The organism is Aeromicrobium sp. (assembly GCF_049587115.1).
Classification (GTDB): domain Bacteria; phylum Actinomycetota; class Actinomycetes; order Propionibacteriales; family Nocardioidaceae; genus Aeromicrobium.
The window spans coordinates 1-15091 of sequence record NZ_JBAVDI010000049.1; the positions used below are offsets into that span (position 1 = coordinate 1).

The following is a 15091-nucleotide window of genomic DNA, read 5'->3' on the forward strand; positions in this document are numbered from 1 at the left end:
CGCGGCGACGCTGCCGGGGTCGGGCGAAGCCAGCTCGAGCCACACGAACGCGAACAACCCGACGACCGCAGGCCAGTAGCCGAGTCGTTCCGGGTAGGCAATCAGACCGGGCCACCGACCGGTCAGAGTTCGCCACGGCGAGAGGTCGCGCCAGACGTGGCCGGCGACGAGCGCCAACGGGACCAACCCGACCCACACAAAGATGTAGAGCGCGCCGACCCCACCGTTGCCTGAGTCCGGCGGTCCGGCAAAGAGCGCCACCATGATCCACGCGGCACCCAGCAGCCCGACGGCGGCAAGCCACCGGCGGCGTGGCGGCACTGCTACGGATGCCGGCTCCTCGGAGAACTTCGGCTTCTTCCATGCCAGCGCCAGGACCGCGAACGAGACGGTCAGCGCCCACGAGGCCCCCACCATGGCGTAGACGAGCGGGATCGGGAGGTCTGTCGACCCTCCGAGACCGTGAGTCTGGATCACGGGCGGACGACTAGCTGCACGATCGTCACGTCGAGGTGGTGCGCCTCGACCGCGACCTGGCCGGGGGTGTCGATCGCGAAGGTGTGCGACTCGTCGTCGCCGACAGCAACCTCGTACACCTGCTCCGGGTCGGAGTGGATGTGGATCTCGTCCCCAGCGTCGCTCGTGACGTGCAACGTGACCTGTTGTCCCACCCGTACGTCGATCCGCTTGGCCCGAGGCACGACTTCGCCACCCTCGAACACGATGTCGACCGTCACGCCGTCGTCGGTCGAGGCCGGAGACGTGGTCCTCGCCTCGGGTGCAACCGTCGCACCGGCTCTCGCCGGCCCCTCGTCGGCGGAATCCGCGCCGCTACATCCCGCAAGAATCAGGATGCAGGCGCCCAGGGCTGACATGAGCTTCACTCGTTCTCGTCGCTGTCGAAGGCGCGATCGATCAGATCGTGTTCGGCCCGCTCATCCTGACGATCCTTGCGGGCGATGTAGAGCACCACACCCACGACGACGACGGCCGGCACCAGGGCCGGGATCGCCAGCAGTGCCGCATGGTGCGCGAGCAGCTGGTCTCCGGCCGGCGTCATGCGGTCAGCGAAGGGGTCTGGTCAGCCTGTGCGGACGCTTCGTGCTCCTCGAGCTTGCGGGCCACCCTCGACACCGCCAACGAGATGCCCAGGATGATCGCCAGGCTGCACAGCAGGACGACCATGTTCGCCGCTGCCCACATCCAGGCCGGACTGTCACCATTGCGTTCACGCTGCAGGATGTCGATCTCGGGCACGAACTCCCGGGTGAAGCTCGCGGATGCCGGGACCTCCTGGACATCCAGCGGCGCGTCCGCCGGCAGGAAGATCGGCACTGCAGCGAGGGTCCGGCCGTCCTGCACCCGGAGCAACGTCTTCCAGTTGCCACCCACTGGTACCGGCTTGGTCGACTCCCAGGTGTTCAGTCCGGTTCGACGTAGCCGATCGGTCACGACTCCTGCTCCGCCTCCCTGCCAGGCCGTGATCTGCACCCACGTCGGGTGCTCATCGACGAGGTCAGCGGGAGCGAGCGCAAGCTTCGCGGTGACCTGGGGGCTGTCGGACGTGCCGACCTGGGTCAGCACGACATCAGCCGACGCATTCGAGGGCACAGTCGCGTGCAGCCCATTCGCGACAGCCAGCCCGGTGACCAGCACCGAGGCGGTGACGATGATCCGGCCGACGTTCCTTGCCGGCAGACGCCCTTGCAGGCCCAGCGCGAACAGCGCTCCGCACAGTCCGGCGGCGATCCCGACGGGCACCGTCATGGCGAGTCCCTCCGCCCAGATGTCACGCGGCCATGGGAACTGGTAGACCTCGTCGTTCCAGAACTTCTCGATCACACTGCCGACACTGGCGATCAACAGGCCCCCCACTGCGCCGAACCACAGCGGCTTGTCCTTCAGCCTCGACAGAGCCAGCAGCTCGATCAGCACGGCGCTTCCGAGGTAGAGCGGGAACACGTGGTGAGCCTGGCCCATCACGTCAGTCACCACGAACGAGATGATCCCGCGCATCACCAGGAAGAACACGGCCGCGGCGATGGCGGCGCCCGGACCAACGTAGAGCCGTGCGGCGACCAGGGCCAGGCTGGCGGCGGCGGCAATCATCAGCGGCGCGAACACCATGCGGAACTGCGCGATCCCGAAGTCGAATTCGGCCTGGAACACGGACAGCCCGATCAGCAGTGACCCGAAGGCGGTCGACACCATCACGGTGCGCAGCCAGACCGGCAGCTCACGGCCCTTGAGCCGCATGGCGATCTCGGTCTCGCGGTTGAGCAGGATGATGCCCGCCGTCGCGAGTCCGGCGCCACCGATCAGCATGAGGTGGGTCGGGCCCCAGAGCGTGACGTCCTGGCCGAACAGCCGGTGCCACACGTCGTCGAGCGGGAAGCCGATCAGGGCGTACAGACCGCACGCCGCGATGAAGATGCCGCTGACGGGCGCGTACCAGTGGCGGGTGATGCGCACCGATGCGATGCCGGGCTTCTCCCCGTCCCGGGGGTAGACGACCGCCGACATCCCCGCGATGAACAGGGCGAAAAGGCCGTACAGGATCAGGTAGTGGGCGGGGTTGGCCAGCGGACCGGCGTCCCGGCCGCGCCCGGCGTGCAGGCTGACGTCCCACATGAAGCCCAGGAGCGCGACGATCAACGAGGTCGCGACGAACAGCGACGGGATCGTGGACCACCCCGGCTCACCGGTACGACGGCCCAGCAGCCGGCCGAATCGGTCGAACCACTCGATGCGATGGGTGCGGTGCGCCCACGCGATGACGAGCAGCACGGAGGTGACGAGCACTGCGGCGATGGACAGGCCGACGACCTGGCCGAGCTCTGCACCGCCGACCGGTGCGGTGGTCGGGGTGGACGCGGAGATGAACATACCGGGAGTATGTCAGCGTTGATATGACATGGCAAGTGTCACATAGGTCACGGCCTTGCACGGACATGAAAGAACCCGGTCCCCCGGACCGGGTTCTCTCGTTGGACTCAGTGCCCGATGACCTCGTGCGCCTCTCGGCCCTTGGGTCCGTCGACCACCTCGAACTCGACCTTCTGGCCGTCTTCAAGAGTCTTGTAGCCGTCTGACGCGATCTTCGACCAGTGGACGAAGACATCGTCCTGGCCCTCGACCTCGATGAAGCCGTAGCCCTTGTCAGCGTTGAACCACTTGACGGTGCCTTGCACCATGCCGCCACTCCCACCTGTTACCCGACGAACCCCACCTGCCGAGGGGCTCATGCGCAGAGCCTACAAGGCTTGGCAGCCACCGGCCACGTCGGCATTCTGCCGGGCTCCCAGCTCGCCCGAGGTCAGCAGCCACCGGCCACGGCCGGGATTATCGAGACTTGGGTGCCGGCAGGCGTGGGGGTGTCGAGTCCCTGGGCGAACCGGACGTCCTCCTCGGCCACGTAGATGTTCACGAAGCGGCGCAGCCTGCCCTGCTCGTCGACGACCCGTGACCGAATTCCGGGAAAGCTGCCCTCGAGCGAGTCGAGGACCTCGGTCAGCGACTCGCCTTCGGCGGTCACCTGGGACTGGTCCCCGGTGTAGCTGCGCAGGATCGTGGGAATGCGGACGTTGATGCTCACGGTGCTCCTTGACGGTGTGCTGGAAATCAGGCGATGCCGGAGGCCACGAAAGCCTCGTAGGTGGGGGCGATGGTGGCTGCGGGGCCGACTCGGCCGGCGACTGCATCGAGCGTCTTGAGGCCGTGTCCCGTGTTGATGACGACGGTCTCCAGAGCTGGGTCGAGCAGGCCAGTCTCGGTCAGCTTTTTCAGCACTCCGACCGTGGTGCCACCGGCGGTCTCGGTGAAGATGCCCTCCGTGCGGGCGAGCAGCACGATGGCGTCCCGCACCTCGTCGTCGGAGACGTCCGCGACGGCGCCACCGGTCTCCCGGCAGATGTCCAGGACGTACACCCCGTCGGCGGGATTGCCGATCGCCAGCGACTTGGCGATCGTGTCCGGCCGGGTGGGCCGGACGACGTCCCACCCCTCGCGGAACGCCTCCGACACCGGCGAGCACCCGCTGGCCTGGGCGCCGAAGACCCGGTAAGGCTTGGCCTCGACCAGGCCCAGGCTGATGAGCTCCTGGAACGCCTTGTGGACCTTGGTGAGCTGCGAGCCGGAAGCCACCGGGATGACGATCTGGTCCGGCAGGCGCCAACCCAGCTGCTCGGCGATCTCGTAGCCGAGGGTCTTGGAGCCCTCGGCGTAGAACGGTCGAACATTGACGTTGACGAAGGCCCAGCCATCCTGCTCACCCGCGATCTCGCTGGCCAGCTTGTTGACGTCGTCGTAGTTGCCATCGACCGCGACGAGATTCTCGGTGTAGATCGCGGAGTTGACCTGCTTGGGCGTCTCGAGGTCACTGGGGATGAACACGACCGTCTTGATGCCGGCCCGCGCACCGGCCGCGGCGACCGCGTTGGCCAGATTGCCGGTCGACGGACAGGCGAAGACCGTGCTGCCGAGCTCGCGCGCGGCACTCAGAGCGCACGCGACGACTCGGTCCTTGAACGAGTTGGTCGGGTTGGTGCTGTCGTCCTTGACCCACAGGCTGCTCAACCCGAGCTCGGCGGCGAGGTTGTCCGCGCGCAGCAGCCGGGTGTATCCGGGCTCCAGATTCGGACTGAGCTCGATGTCGTCGGGCACCGGCAGCAGCGCCTTGTACCGCCAGATGTTGCTCGGCCCGGCCTCGATCTGCTCCCGCGTGATGACCGGGAAGTCGTAGTGAATCTCCAGGGGTCCGAAGCACTCACGACACACGTAGTGCGGGCCGAGCTCCTCGCGTGCGCCGCACTCGCGGCAGACGAGCTGCGTCGCATTGCCGAAGGCGCGGTCGCGAATCGGGGGGCGGGTGGACGTCTCAGCGGTAGCAGTCACGCGATCCTCCTGGTCATCTTTCCCGAATCGACTGTCGACCGGGACGGAATGAGCACCTGGTCGCTGACCGACTGGTTGCTGGGGTGTCGCAGGGCCGTGTCCCTCTACCCCTCATGATGAGTTGCTCCAATGTACGACCTCGTCTCACGATGTGTCCACTTCGTCCACATGTCGAGACGTGCGTCGTGACAGCTACCGGCTCTTCAGGATCGACGGGAGAGTCGGGTTGCAGGTGGCGGATAGTTGCCGTCGGCGAGATTCGCGAGTCGCTCGAACGGGTTGTACGACGAGTGGTCCCCCGCGATCACGTAGGACATCCCTGCGCACACGAGATACATCGGCAACATCGCCACGCCAAGGGCGAAGGCGTACTGGGTGCAGTGTCGGTCCTCGTGCCGCAGCAGCGCGGGCCGATCCTCGAAGTAGGCGAGATCGTGCCGGCTGATGATGACGCTGCCGATCGTGAAGGCACTCGCGCCCGGAAAGCCATGACGGTAGCCCGTTGCGAGATACGTTCCGCGGTCATGACGCACAGTCGCGGCTCCGCCGATCCTCGCCACCAGGAGGCCGAGCGGGGTGCTGAGATTGATCCAGTTGAGCATCGCTCGCGACCGGGTCCACCCGGTCTCGGGCAGCTCAGCCATGGCGTTCGACTCAGAATCCATGGGTCAGCTCCTCACCACGTAGCGGTCATCTCGTGGCTTCGAGCGACACGGCGGAAGCACGACGATCCCGCCGCAGCGGGACGATCGCTTCGCGAGACCGGCAGCACGGGCAACGGCTCAGATGTCATCAGCCAGCTCTTCGAGCCAGCCCGCCACCGCATCCGGACCGTCAAGGACCACGTCTGCCCGCGCCACCAATGCGTCCTGCTCGGTCGACGCCGAGCAGATCAGCAGGCCGCGTAAGCCAGAGGCACGCAGCTCATCGACCGCATCGAAAGCCGGCAGGTCACCCAGGTCGTCGCCCGCGAAGATCACCTGACGAGCGCCGAGCTCGGCCACCAGCGCCCGGACCACGTCGCCCTTGTCGGTACCCGGTGCCCGCAGCTCGATCACCTGCCGGCCCGGCTCGACCGCAAGGCCCAGACCGGCAGCGAGCTCCGCAAGCGGCTCGGCGAGATCGTGCAACAGTCCGGGGTCGATGCCGCGCGTGTGCACCGCGATGGCGAGACCCTTGTCCTCGACCCGGACGTGGTGCGCTCCACGCTGCTCGAGCCAGTCCGGCAGCGACTCGGCCAGCTGCTTGATCGATGCGGGACGTTCTGGCTCGATCGTGACTCCCGTCGCGGCGTCCCACCGCTCGGCACCGTACTGGCCGCAGATGATGAGCCGCTCGAGACCCTCGACGCCGATGAACCCGCCGAGCTCCAGTGCCTGCCGCACTGGACGGCCGGTCACAATCGCAACCTGACCGAGGACGCGGCCCAGGTGCGCAAGTGCCTCGACCGAGTTCGCGTGGGCGTACGCCTGCGTCGGGTCGTCCACGATGTGGGCCAGCGTGCCGTCGAAGTCCAGCGCAAGCAGTGTGCCCGCAGGATCAGCGATCACTGCGGCGCGGGTCGACTCGGGCATGGCCCTATTGTTGCGGGCCGGACAGGATGATCGTCAGCCGGTCCGTCCGCATCGGCGAGACGCTCGGGAGGATTCGCTCGATGCCGAGGTCATCGCCCAGCTGGCGGCCCTGCTCGCCGAGTCCTGCCGGGTAGTACACCGTGTTGCCGGGGATGGAGCCGCGCCAGTTGCCGACGCCCGCGACCTCCCAGCCGGCCTCCCGGACCTTGACCGAGAAAGTCTCGGCGAGACCGCGGATCGTGGTGTTGTTGAGGACCGAGACCGGTGCCGAGCGCTCGACGGACGTCTCGGTGGTCGAGGTCGGAGTCGGTGTCGGTGTCGGCTCGGTGGTCGCCGTGGTTGGCGGCTGTGTCGCCGGAGTCGTCGGCATGGTGGCGACCGGTTCGGCCGTCGGCGAGTCGTCGGCCGAACCGACCAGCAGCCAACCCAGCCAGCCGGCCGCGCCGACGCACAACAGCACAGTCAGCACGATGAACCAGCTGGCAGGTACGTACGCCTTGCGGCTCGGCGTCCGGCGATGATCCATCGGGACCTTCAGAGGTCGATGCCCAGACGCCTGGCCGAGCGGCTGCGCTGGCGCTGCGCTCGCAGGCGACGCAGGCGCTTGACCAACAGCGGATCGAATGCGAGCGAGTCCTCGCGGTCGATCAACGCATTGAGCACCTGGTAGTAACGGGTGGACGACATGTCGAACTTGTCACGGATCGCCTGCTCCTTGGCGCCGGCGTACTGCCACCACAGGCGCTCGAGCGCCAGGATCTCCCGATCGCGGTCGGACAGCGTCTCGGCAACGGCCGGGCTTCCGGCGTTCGACTTCTCCACGGCGCTCATGCCCTGATCCTAGATCACGAACTACAGCTGTGTCATTTGCCATGATGAAGTCATGGCCATTGAATTTGCGGCAGATCGAGCCGTTCGCTGGGGCATCCTCGCCACCGGCCACATCGCCGAGTCGTTCGCAACCGACCTGGCCCTGACCGAGGGCAACGAGCTGGCGGCGGTCGGGTCCCGCAGCTCAGATTCGGCCAGCGCGTTCGCCGATCGCCATGGCGCGGCCCGCTCGTACGGGTCCTACTCCGAGCTGGCCGCAGACCCGGAAGTCGACGTCATCTACGTCGCGACTCCGCACAGCCGACATCTGGACGACGTCATGACCTGCTTCGAGGCCGGCAAGGCCGTGCTGTGCGAAAAGGCCCTGACGATGAACGCCACGGACACGCGCGCGCTGGTCGACGAGGCGCGTCGTCGCGAGCTGTTTTTTGCCGAGGCGATGTGGATGCGAACCAATCCGAACATTCGCCGGGCCGTCGAGCTGGCCGCCGACGGGCTGCTGGGCGATCTCGGCCAGGTGCGCGCCGAGCTCGGATTCGTCGCTCCGCCCGACAAGGCCCGGCTCTGGGATCCTGCCCTCGGAGCGGGTGCCCTGCTGGACATCGGCATCTATCCACTGACCTTCGCTCACCTGGTTCTGGGCGAGCCGATCAGCATCGTGGCTGCCGGCGTGCGGTCCGACCGCGGGATCGACGTCAACGGTGGGGCGACACTGACCTACGCGAGTGGGGCGGTCGCGAGCATCGCGTGGACCCAGGTGGCCCACAGCGACAACCGCGCCTCGATCGCGGGCGACCGGGGCCGGATCGAGATTCCGGCGCGATTCCATCACCCGACCGAGATCAATCACACCCATGACGACCACACCGACACGATCCGCGAACCGGTCGTCGGACGCGGCTACGCCCACGAAATCGCGGAGGTCGCCGCGTGTCTGCGTGCCGGCACGACCGAATCGGCCCTTTTGCCGCTGGACGACACGGTGGCGATCATGGAGCAGATCGATGAGATCCTCCGTCAGATCGGTATCGCTGAGCGGTGACGCGCTGCGCATCGGGCTAGGCTGCGGGCATGGCCGTCGGCACCGCAGACTTCGTGGTGATCGCCAACCGTCTGCCCGTGGACCGGGTGGCCGGCCCGGACGGCAGCACGATGTGGCGGACCTCCCCCGGCGGGCTCGTCACCGCGCTCGAGCCGGTCATGCGCCGCAACGGTGGCGCCTGGATCGGCTGGCACGGCGCCGCTGACGAGAAGCTCAAGCCCTTTGTCCACAACGGTCTACAGCTCGTCCCGGTGCCACTGAGCGAGCAGGAGGTCGGCGAGTACTACGAGGGCTTCTCCAACTCGACGCTCTGGCCGTTGTACCACGACGTCGTGGCTCCACCTTCGTATCACCGCGAGTGGTGGGACTCCTACGTCCAGGTCAACCAGCGCTTCGCCGAGCGGGCAGCGAAGATCGCCAAGCCCGACGCGGTCGTGTGGGTGCAGGACTACCAGCTCCAGCTCGTGCCACGCATGCTGCGCGAGCTCCGGCCCGACCTCCGCATCGGCTTCTTCCTGCACATCCCGTTCCCACCGGCCGAGCTGTTCCAGCAGCTTCCATGGCGTCGGCAGATCCTCGAAGGACTGCTCGGCGCCGACCTGGTCGGTTTCCAGATGCCGGGGGCCTCGCAGAACTTCGTCCGTCTGGTTCGTCAGCGGGTCGGGCACAAGACACACCGCGACATGATCTACCTGCCAGACGGCCGTACCGTGCTGGCCCAGGCCTACCCCATCTCGATCGACGCTGCAGGCTTCGAGGAGCTTGCCCGTACGCCCGAGGTCATCGCACGAGCCGCAGAGATCCGCGAGAGCCTCGGCAACCCCAAGACGATGCTGTTGGGCATCGACCGGCTCGACTACACCAAGGGCCTGCGTCAGCGCCTGCGCGCCTTCGGCGAGCTCATCAGCGAAGGATCGCTGCATGTCGACGACGCCGTGTTCGTCCAGGTCGCGACTCCTTCGCGCGAGCGCGTCGATCAGTACAAGATCCTGCGCGACGACATCAACCGCCTCGTCGGCCGCATCAACGGCGACGTCGCGCGTATCGGCCAGCAGCCGGTCACCTACCTCCACGCCTCGTACCCGCGCGCCGAGATGGCCGCGCTCTACCGTGCCGCCGACGTCATGGTGGTGACGCCGCTGCGCGACGGCATGAACTTGGTCGCCAAGGAGTACGTCGCGTGCCGCTACGACGACCGGGGCGCGTTGGTGCTGAGCGAGTTCGCGGGTGCTGCCTCCGAGCTCAAGTCGGCCTATCAGGTCAACCCGCACGACATCAACGGGATGAAGAGCAAGATGCTCGAGGCGATCAACGCCAGCCCGCGGGAAAACGCTCGGCGAATGAAGGCGATGCGCAAGCAGGTCATGGAGAACGACATCGAGCTGTGGGCGTCCAACTTCCTGCGCGAGCTCACCGCCAGTCGCGATCCACACGTCAAGCACCCCCGTCCGGTCTGACCCGCGTGCTCGACCCGACTCGCTTGCAGCCGACTCGCTTGCAGCCCGGCGCCATCGAAACCATCAGCGCACGGCTCGATCGGCCGTCCCACTGATGACCAGCGGTGACGAGCTCGACCAGTTCTGGGCAGCGGCGCGGCACCAGACGCGCATCAATCCCGTCCCCGGCTATCTGGGAACGTACTCCGCCGAGGCGGTGGCACCGCCGGCCTGGGCATTCGGAGGCTCACCCGAGCAGGCCGACGAGCTGCTCGCGCTGGTGCTCGACGGAACCAAGACAGCCTCGGCCAGCGCCTTGTGGGACTACGAGCACGACGACGAGCAGGTTCCACGGGTCGGTGACCTCAGCATCGTGCTCGACGGTGCCGGACATCCACGCGGGCTGATCGAGACGACCCACGTCGACGTCAAGCCGTTCGACGAGGTCGACGCCGAGCATGCCCACCTTGAGGGAGAGGGCGACCGATCCCTGGCGTTCTGGCGAGCAGGCCACGAGCAGTTCTTCTCGACCCACGCCGCCCATGACCGCGGATTTTCCGCAAGCATGCCGGTCGTGCTCGAACGGTTCCGGGTGCTGTACCCGAGATGACCGAGACGACGGAGCAGTTCTGGGCCGCACCGTCGCGATCGGCTCGACGTGGCTCGGCCGCCGCTTCTGGCGGACCGGGATCAACACCGAGGTCAAGGCACTGCTCTTGCGCCGCGCCTTCGACGACCTGGGCTGCGCCCGCGTCGTGTGGCACGTCGACATCCTCAACGAGCGCTCGCAGGTCGCGGTCGCCCGGATCGGCGGGGTTCGTGAAGGCGTGCTGCGCAAGCACCGCATCCGGCGTGACGGGTCCTGGCGTGACACCGTGCTGTTCTCGATGGTCGATGCCGAATGGCCTGCAGCCCGTGGTGCGCTGCTGGCCCGGCCGGACCACTGAGCGGATCCGATCGCGCATCAGGAGACAATGGGGACGATGACCGACACCACGAGCGCCGACCACACCCACGACCTGCCCGAGCTGCCCGCACCCTGGCAGGCCCGCACACCGGTCTACGACGACATCGCCGCGCTGGTCGATCTGCGACACCTCGATGAGCTCCAGGGGACCGGCGAGGCACACATTGATCCCGCCGGGATCGAGTCCGAGGTTGCCGGACAGGCATCATGGACGCGCCGCCAGCTCGTCGCCGTCGGAGCAGACGACGTCCCGCGAGCCTGGATAACGGTGCACGACCGAGCAGCGGGTCGCGCGCTCATCTGGGGTTACTTCGACCGTGACGTCGCAGAGATCGACACGATCGCCGCTGAGTTCTACGCCTGGGCCGAGGAGTCTGCGGTCGCGATGGCGCGCATGCGCGGAGTCGTCGAGACCCGACTCGACGAGAGCCCATTCGCCGAGGACACCCGCCAAGCCGACTGGCTCGCGGGGGCGGGCTACTCGAAACGGCGCACGTGGCTGCACATGAACCGCCCGGTGGTTGCCGAGGATGCCGACCTCGAGCCGCGGGCCGGCGTCACGGTGCGGCCCGTGGAACGGCACGAGAACGGATTCCCCGTCGCGGCGGACCTGCAGATCGTCCATCAGATGCTCGAGTCCTCGTTCGAGGACCACTTCAACTCCTACCGGGAGAGCTTCCCGGAGTTCCTTCATCGACTGCGCGAGGAGCCCGGTCATCGGTGGGACCACTGGTGGCTGGCGTACGTCGATGTCGAGGACGGCGGCGAGCCGGTGGCCGCTGGCACCGTCGTGTGCTCGGTGCTCGCCGCACCGGAGGGCGGCGTCGAGGGGTCCTACGTCGAGTACATCGGTGTCAACCGCGAGGCTCGCGGCCGAGGCGTCGCCAAGGCCCTGCTCGGCACCGTTATCGCCGACGCCGCAGCTCGCGGACGGGACCGGGTCGGGCTCGAGGTTGACGACGACTCCCCCACCAAGGCGGATCAGCTGTATCTCGCGCTCGGGTGGAAGACCGACTACGCGACCGATTCCTGGTTCAAGGACATCCAGCTGACAGATTGACCGTGCCGACGGCCGCCGACTGCATGCCGCTGAAATGCGCTGCGCGGGCTCAGTCGGCGAGGCCTCCCCGCTTGTGCTCGAAGATCAGGTTGGTCTCGGTCAGCGCCACCTCGGGTGCCGAGCTCAGGTGGTCGACCACGAAAGCGCGCAGGTCATCAGGATCGCGGGCTGCGACGTGCACATGAAAGTCGTCAGCGCCGGCGAGGAAGAAGACGTTGAGCACCTCGGGCATGGCCGCCAGCCGATCTGAGAACTCGTTGATCGAGCCTCGGGCATCGCCGCGCAGTCGCACCGCGATCATGGCCTGGATCGGACGCCCCAACCAGGCCGGATCGACCTCGGCGTGGAAGCCCGCGATCACACCGCGGTCGATGAGGCTGCGCAGCCGGGTGAGGCAGGTCGATGCTGCGACCCCCACCCGCTCGGCCAAGGCATTGTTCGGCATGCGGCCGTGGCTGCGCAGCGCCGCAACGATCGCCTGGTCGACCTCATCGAGCCCGCGAACATCATTCGGCATCAGTACTCCGGAGATCGGGATTTCAGCGTGATCAACGTCAGATCATCTTGATGGCGAATCATCTTCGCACAGTTGCGAAGCATTCCGCACTTACTTCACGATGAAGACACATTTCACGTCAAGGAGCAGTCATGCTGGTCGGTGTCCCCCGCGAGATCAAGAACCACGAGTACCGCGTCGCCATCACGCCCGCTGGCGTGCACGAGCTGACCCGGCACGGGCACGACGTCGTCATCGAGAGTGGCGCTGGTCTCGGTTCGGCGATCAGCGACGCCGAGTACGTCGCCGCTGGCGCGAAGATGTTCGACACCGCCGACAGCGTGTGGGACTCCGCCGAGCTCGTGCTCAAGGTCAAGGAGCCGATCGCTGCGGAGTATGGCCGCATGCGCCGCGGGCAGACCCTCTTCACCTACCTGCACCTGGCTGCGAGTCGGGAGTGCACGGATGCCCTTCTGGCCTCCGGCACGACATCGATCGCCTACGAGACCGTGCAGCTGGCCGATCGCTCCCTGCCGCTGCTCGCCCCGATGTCGGAGGTCGCGGGTCGGCTGGCTCCCCAGGTCGGATTCCAGCACTTGATGGCGAGCAACGGGGGCCGCGGCGTCCTGCCCGGCGGTGTACCGGGCGTCCACCCTGCCGATGTCGTGGTCATCGGCGCCGGCGTGTCGGGCGTCAATGCGGCCGAGGTGGCGCGCGGCATGGGCGCGAGGGTCGAGATCCTCGATCTCGACGTCAGCAAGCTGCGTCAGGTAGACGCGCGGTTCGCCGGGATGATCACGACAGTCGCGTCCAGCTCCTTCGCGATCGAAAAGGCCGTCCGCGAGGCGGACCTGGTGATCGGTGCCGTTCTGGTCCCCGGTGCGAAGGCCCCCAAGCTCATCAGCGACGACCTCGTAGCGACCATGCGGCCGGGATCGGTGCTGGTCGACATTGCGATCGACCAGGGTGGCTGCTTCGAGAGCTCGCGTCCCACGACCCACGACGACCCGACCTTCAAGGTCCACGACTCGATCTTCTACTGCGTGGCGAACATGCCCGGGTCAGTGCCGCGAACCTCGACCTACGCATTGACCAACGTCACGCTCCCGTACGCCGTGGCGCTGGCGAACAAGGGTTGGGAGCAAGCCGTGCGGGGCGACGCTGCCCTCGCTGGCGGACTCAGCACGCACGACGGGCACCTCGTCAACAGTCCGGTCGGCGAAGCCCTCGGCCTGGAGGTCACCCCGCTCGACGCCCTCTGATCCTCGGGCACGTCCAGTCGCGCTGCCGATCCGCGCGGATCGCGGTTGACTGTGTCGATGAGTCTGGGATCAGCGGGTCGGCCCGGTGGAGCGGAGCTCGCTATCGCGCGCCGCGCCACGATCGCGGCCGTGATCGGATGGTTCTTCGCCGATCTGTCGTCGGGACTCCAGTCACCCGTCGCCCTGTCGCTGACGTTCTTGCTGTGGCTCGGCACGCTGTTGGCAGCAGCTCGTGCCGCGCTCGCCCTCGCCATCGGGGTCTGGAAGCGCACGCACCAGCGGCACTGACGTCACCGACTCAGGTGGAGTAGGGACGGGCGCGCCGCAGTGCACCGTTGGCGACCGCGGCCAGCAGCACCGCCACACCCGCCGCACCCACCGTGACCGCGAACGCCGGGGTGTGCCCCCCGGCGTCGGCGAGTCGGCCGGCGACCGACGCCCCCAATGCGTAGCCGATGCCGGTGGCACCCGCGAGGAGCGTCATCGCTGCGCCAACCCGGTGGACCGGCACCAGAATTCCCGCGAGGGCGAAGTTGCTGATCATGTAGGGCGCGACCGCGAATCCCAGCAGCGCGATGACTCCGATCAGCGCGCCGATCGAGTCGACCAGCAGGAGCGGCAACGCGAGCACCAACAGACCGACGGCAGCAACCAGCATGCGGGTTGAGTAGAGGATGCGTTCGGGCAGCGCAGTGATCGCCAGGCCCGCGGTGACGCTCCCGATGCCCAGCACGGCGTGGATCAGCCCGGCCACTCCGGCATGTCCCTCGGCCCGGGCCAGCACCGCGGTCCCCGTCTGCACGCTGCCGAAGATCGTGCCGATGCACAGCTGGGCGACGACGAGCACTGCGAAGGCCACCGACCACAACGCCGCGGAACCCGGCCCACCGATCATCGAGCGCTTCGCCACCAGGGCCGAGGTCGGGTGGACCGCGAACCAGGAGCCGAACACCGCGAGGATCACGGCCGCGGCGAGCAGCGCGCCAGCCGGCTCGGCGATGATCGCCAACAGCCCGATCATCGCCGGGCCCAGGACGAATGACGCCTCGTCGGCAGCGCCCTCGTAGGAGAACGCAGCATCGACGAGCCGGCGCTGGTCGCCGGCATCCTGCGTGATCGGCCGCCAGCGCACTCGTGCCAGCGGTCCGACCTGCGGCATGGCGAAGCCCGTGACGGCTGCCACTGCGAAGATCAGCGTGCGCGGAACGTCGGGGGCGGTCACCAGGACGATCGCCGCCAGTCCGAGCGCGCCGACGATCGACTGCACCAGGACGACGGGCCGCTGACCCACCCGGTCCGCCAGGCTGCCGGCGATCGGCGATCCGACGGCGTTCGCGATCGCAAGGATGCCCGCAGCAGCGCCACCGGAGCCATAGCTGTCGAGCTCGGAGCTCACCAGCACCAGGACACCGAGCTGGCTCATGGCAAGCGGGATTCGCCCGAGGAAGGCTACGAGGATGTAGGCGGGCCCGACGATCCGCAGGAGAGCGCGATAAGCGGCGATGGCTGACACAGCCCGGGCAGTCTAGC

Annotated in this window: 19 protein-coding genes, 1 pseudogene and 1 riboswitch; of the genes and pseudogenes, 7 read left to right on the top strand and 13 right to left on the bottom strand. The window is 67.6% G+C overall.

The genetic code is table 11. The features are described 5' to 3' along the window. The 11 genes and pseudogenes from WB461_RS04820 to WB461_RS04870 all read right to left on the bottom strand — a co-directional run. Positions 1-477: pseudogene (locus WB461_RS04820) on the bottom strand (hypothetical protein); the annotation flags it as partial. Continuing rightward, entirely contained in the window at positions 474-884 is a 411-nt protein-coding gene (locus WB461_RS04825) for a hypothetical protein (protein WP_423851584.1), read from the bottom strand. The pseudogene WB461_RS04820 and the gene WB461_RS04825, both read right to left, overlap by 4 nt. Then, entirely contained in the window at positions 881-1060 is a 180-nt protein-coding gene (locus tag WB461_RS04830) for a hypothetical protein (protein WP_423851585.1), read from the bottom strand. Before WB461_RS04830 ends, WB461_RS04825 begins: the two co-directional genes overlap by 4 nt. Further along, a complete protein-coding gene (locus tag WB461_RS04835) occupies positions 1057-2886 on the bottom strand; it encodes a hypothetical protein (RefSeq protein ID WP_423851586.1) in 1830 nt (609 codons plus the stop codon). Before WB461_RS04835 ends, WB461_RS04830 begins: the two co-directional genes overlap by 4 nt. Before the next feature lie 107 nt (positions 2887-2993). After that, entirely contained in the window at positions 2994-3194 is a 201-nt protein-coding gene (locus tag WB461_RS04840; RefSeq protein WP_056211909.1) for a cold-shock protein, read from the bottom strand. A gap of 122 nt (positions 3195-3316) precedes the next feature. Further along, a complete protein-coding gene (locus WB461_RS04845; protein ID WP_423851587.1) occupies positions 3317-3595 on the bottom strand; it encodes a MoaD/ThiS family protein in 279 nt (92 codons plus the stop codon). 26 nt (positions 3596-3621) lie between these two features. After that, positions 3622-4893 (bottom strand): threonine synthase, encoded by a 1272-nt coding sequence (thrC, locus tag WB461_RS04850; RefSeq protein WP_423851588.1) that lies wholly within the window; start codon positions 4891-4893, stop codon positions 3622-3624. A 10-nt stretch (positions 4894-4903) separates the two neighbouring features. After that, positions 4904-5016: riboswitch (SAM riboswitch) on the bottom strand. 80 nt (positions 5017-5096) lie between these two features. Further along, on the bottom strand, positions 5097-5558 hold the full coding sequence (locus WB461_RS04855; protein ID WP_423851589.1) for a hypothetical protein: 462 nt from the start codon (positions 5556-5558) through the stop codon (positions 5097-5099). A 117-nt stretch (positions 5559-5675) separates the two neighbouring features. Further along, positions 5676-6467, bottom strand: a complete 792-nt coding sequence (gene otsB / locus WB461_RS04860) for a trehalose-phosphatase (protein ID WP_423851590.1) — start codon at positions 6465-6467, stop codon at positions 5676-5678. Between the two features lie 4 nt (positions 6468-6471). After that, positions 6472-6993 (bottom strand): LytR C-terminal domain-containing protein, encoded by a 522-nt coding sequence (locus WB461_RS04865; RefSeq protein ID WP_423851591.1) that lies wholly within the window; start codon positions 6991-6993, stop codon positions 6472-6474. An 8-nt stretch (positions 6994-7001) separates the two neighbouring features. Continuing rightward, positions 7002-7298, bottom strand: a complete 297-nt coding sequence (locus tag WB461_RS04870; RefSeq protein WP_423851592.1) for a DUF3263 domain-containing protein — start codon at positions 7296-7298, stop codon at positions 7002-7004. A 52-nt stretch (positions 7299-7350) separates the two neighbouring features. On the opposite strand from WB461_RS04870, the gene WB461_RS04875 reads away from it, so the two are divergent. From WB461_RS04875 to WB461_RS04895, 5 genes are all read left to right on the top strand, one after another. Continuing rightward, positions 7351-8340, top strand: a complete 990-nt coding sequence (locus tag WB461_RS04875) for a Gfo/Idh/MocA family protein (RefSeq protein WP_423851593.1) — start codon at positions 7351-7353, stop codon at positions 8338-8340. Positions 8341-8369: 29 nt separating this feature from the next. Then, complete coding sequence (locus WB461_RS04880) at positions 8370-9797, top strand: alpha,alpha-trehalose-phosphate synthase (UDP-forming) (RefSeq protein ID WP_423851594.1); 1428 nt, start codon at positions 8370-8372, stop codon at positions 9795-9797. Between the two features lie 94 nt (positions 9798-9891). Then, positions 9892-10386, top strand: coding sequence for an ASCH domain-containing protein (locus WB461_RS04885; RefSeq protein ID WP_423851595.1), 495 nt, complete (start codon positions 9892-9894; stop codon positions 10384-10386). Next, entirely contained in the window at positions 10319-10723 is a 405-nt protein-coding gene (locus tag WB461_RS04890) for a GNAT family N-acetyltransferase (protein ID WP_423851596.1), read from the top strand. The genes WB461_RS04885 and WB461_RS04890 overlap by 68 nt, the downstream gene beginning before the upstream one ends. Positions 10724-10759: 36 nt before the next feature. Beyond that, on the top strand, positions 10760-11803 hold the full coding sequence (locus WB461_RS04895; RefSeq protein ID WP_423851597.1) for a GNAT family N-acetyltransferase: 1044 nt from the start codon (positions 10760-10762) through the stop codon (positions 11801-11803). 49 nt (positions 11804-11852) lie between these two features. Here the strand turns inward: WB461_RS04895 and WB461_RS04900 are convergent, their stop codons facing one another. Next, entirely contained in the window at positions 11853-12320 is a 468-nt protein-coding gene (locus WB461_RS04900) for an Lrp/AsnC family transcriptional regulator (protein WP_423851598.1), read from the bottom strand. Between the two features lie 131 nt (positions 12321-12451). Here WB461_RS04900 and ald point away from each other — a divergent pair, with 131 nt between their 5' ends. Further along, a complete protein-coding gene (gene ald, locus WB461_RS04905; RefSeq protein ID WP_423851599.1) occupies positions 12452-13561 on the top strand; it encodes an alanine dehydrogenase in 1110 nt (369 codons plus the stop codon). 57 nt (positions 13562-13618) lie between these two features. After that, entirely contained in the window at positions 13619-13849 is a 231-nt protein-coding gene (locus tag WB461_RS04910) for a hypothetical protein (protein WP_423851600.1), read from the top strand. A 10-nt stretch (positions 13850-13859) separates the two neighbouring features. Here the strand turns inward: WB461_RS04910 and WB461_RS04915 are convergent, their stop codons facing one another. Continuing rightward, positions 13860-15074, bottom strand: a complete 1215-nt coding sequence (locus WB461_RS04915) for an MFS transporter (RefSeq protein WP_423851601.1) — start codon at positions 15072-15074, stop codon at positions 13860-13862. Between the last annotated feature and the right edge of the window lie 17 nt (positions 15075-15091).

What these genes read in the sequence shown, in the direction of transcription:
- WB461_RS04880 (WP_423851594.1), top strand. Translation starts at nt 8,370, where the DNA reads ATGGCCGTCGGCACCGCAGACTTCGTGGTGATCGCCAACCGTCTGCCC.
- WB461_RS04830 (WP_423851585.1), bottom strand. Translation starts at nt 1,060, where the DNA reads ATGACGCCGGCCGGAGACCAGCTGCTCGCGCACCATGCGGCACTGCTG.
- WB461_RS04865 (WP_423851591.1), bottom strand. Translation starts at nt 6,993, where the DNA reads ATGGATCATCGCCGGACGCCGAGCCGCAAGGCGTACGTACCTGCCAGC.
- WB461_RS04895 (WP_423851597.1), top strand. Translation starts at nt 10,760, where the DNA reads ATGACCGACACCACGAGCGCCGACCACACCCACGACCTGCCCGAGCTG.
- WB461_RS04900 (WP_423851598.1), bottom strand. Translation starts at nt 12,320, where the DNA reads ATGCCGAATGATGTTCGCGGGCTCGATGAGGTCGACCAGGCGATCGTT.
- WB461_RS04835 (WP_423851586.1), bottom strand. Translation starts at nt 2,886, where the DNA reads ATGTTCATCTCCGCGTCCACCCCGACCACCGCACCGGTCGGCGGTGCA.
- WB461_RS04870 (WP_423851592.1), bottom strand. Translation starts at nt 7,298, where the DNA reads ATGAGCGCCGTGGAGAAGTCGAACGCCGGAAGCCCGGCCGTTGCCGAG.
- WB461_RS04875 (WP_423851593.1), top strand. Translation starts at nt 7,351, where the DNA reads ATGGCCATTGAATTTGCGGCAGATCGAGCCGTTCGCTGGGGCATCCTC.
- WB461_RS04855 (WP_423851589.1), bottom strand. Translation starts at nt 5,558, where the DNA reads ATGGATTCTGAGTCGAACGCCATGGCTGAGCTGCCCGAGACCGGGTGG.
- WB461_RS04885 (WP_423851595.1), top strand. Translation starts at nt 9,892, where the DNA reads ATGACCAGCGGTGACGAGCTCGACCAGTTCTGGGCAGCGGCGCGGCAC.
- WB461_RS04890 (WP_423851596.1), top strand. Translation starts at nt 10,319, where the DNA reads ATGACCGCGGATTTTCCGCAAGCATGCCGGTCGTGCTCGAACGGTTCC.
- WB461_RS04840 (WP_056211909.1), bottom strand. Translation starts at nt 3,194, where the DNA reads ATGGTGCAAGGCACCGTCAAGTGGTTCAACGCTGACAAGGGCTACGGC.
- WB461_RS04910 (WP_423851600.1), top strand. Translation starts at nt 13,619, where the DNA reads ATGAGTCTGGGATCAGCGGGTCGGCCCGGTGGAGCGGAGCTCGCTATC.
- ald (WP_423851599.1), top strand. Translation starts at nt 12,452, where the DNA reads ATGCTGGTCGGTGTCCCCCGCGAGATCAAGAACCACGAGTACCGCGTC.
- otsB (WP_423851590.1), bottom strand. Translation starts at nt 6,467, where the DNA reads ATGCCCGAGTCGACCCGCGCCGCAGTGATCGCTGATCCTGCGGGCACA.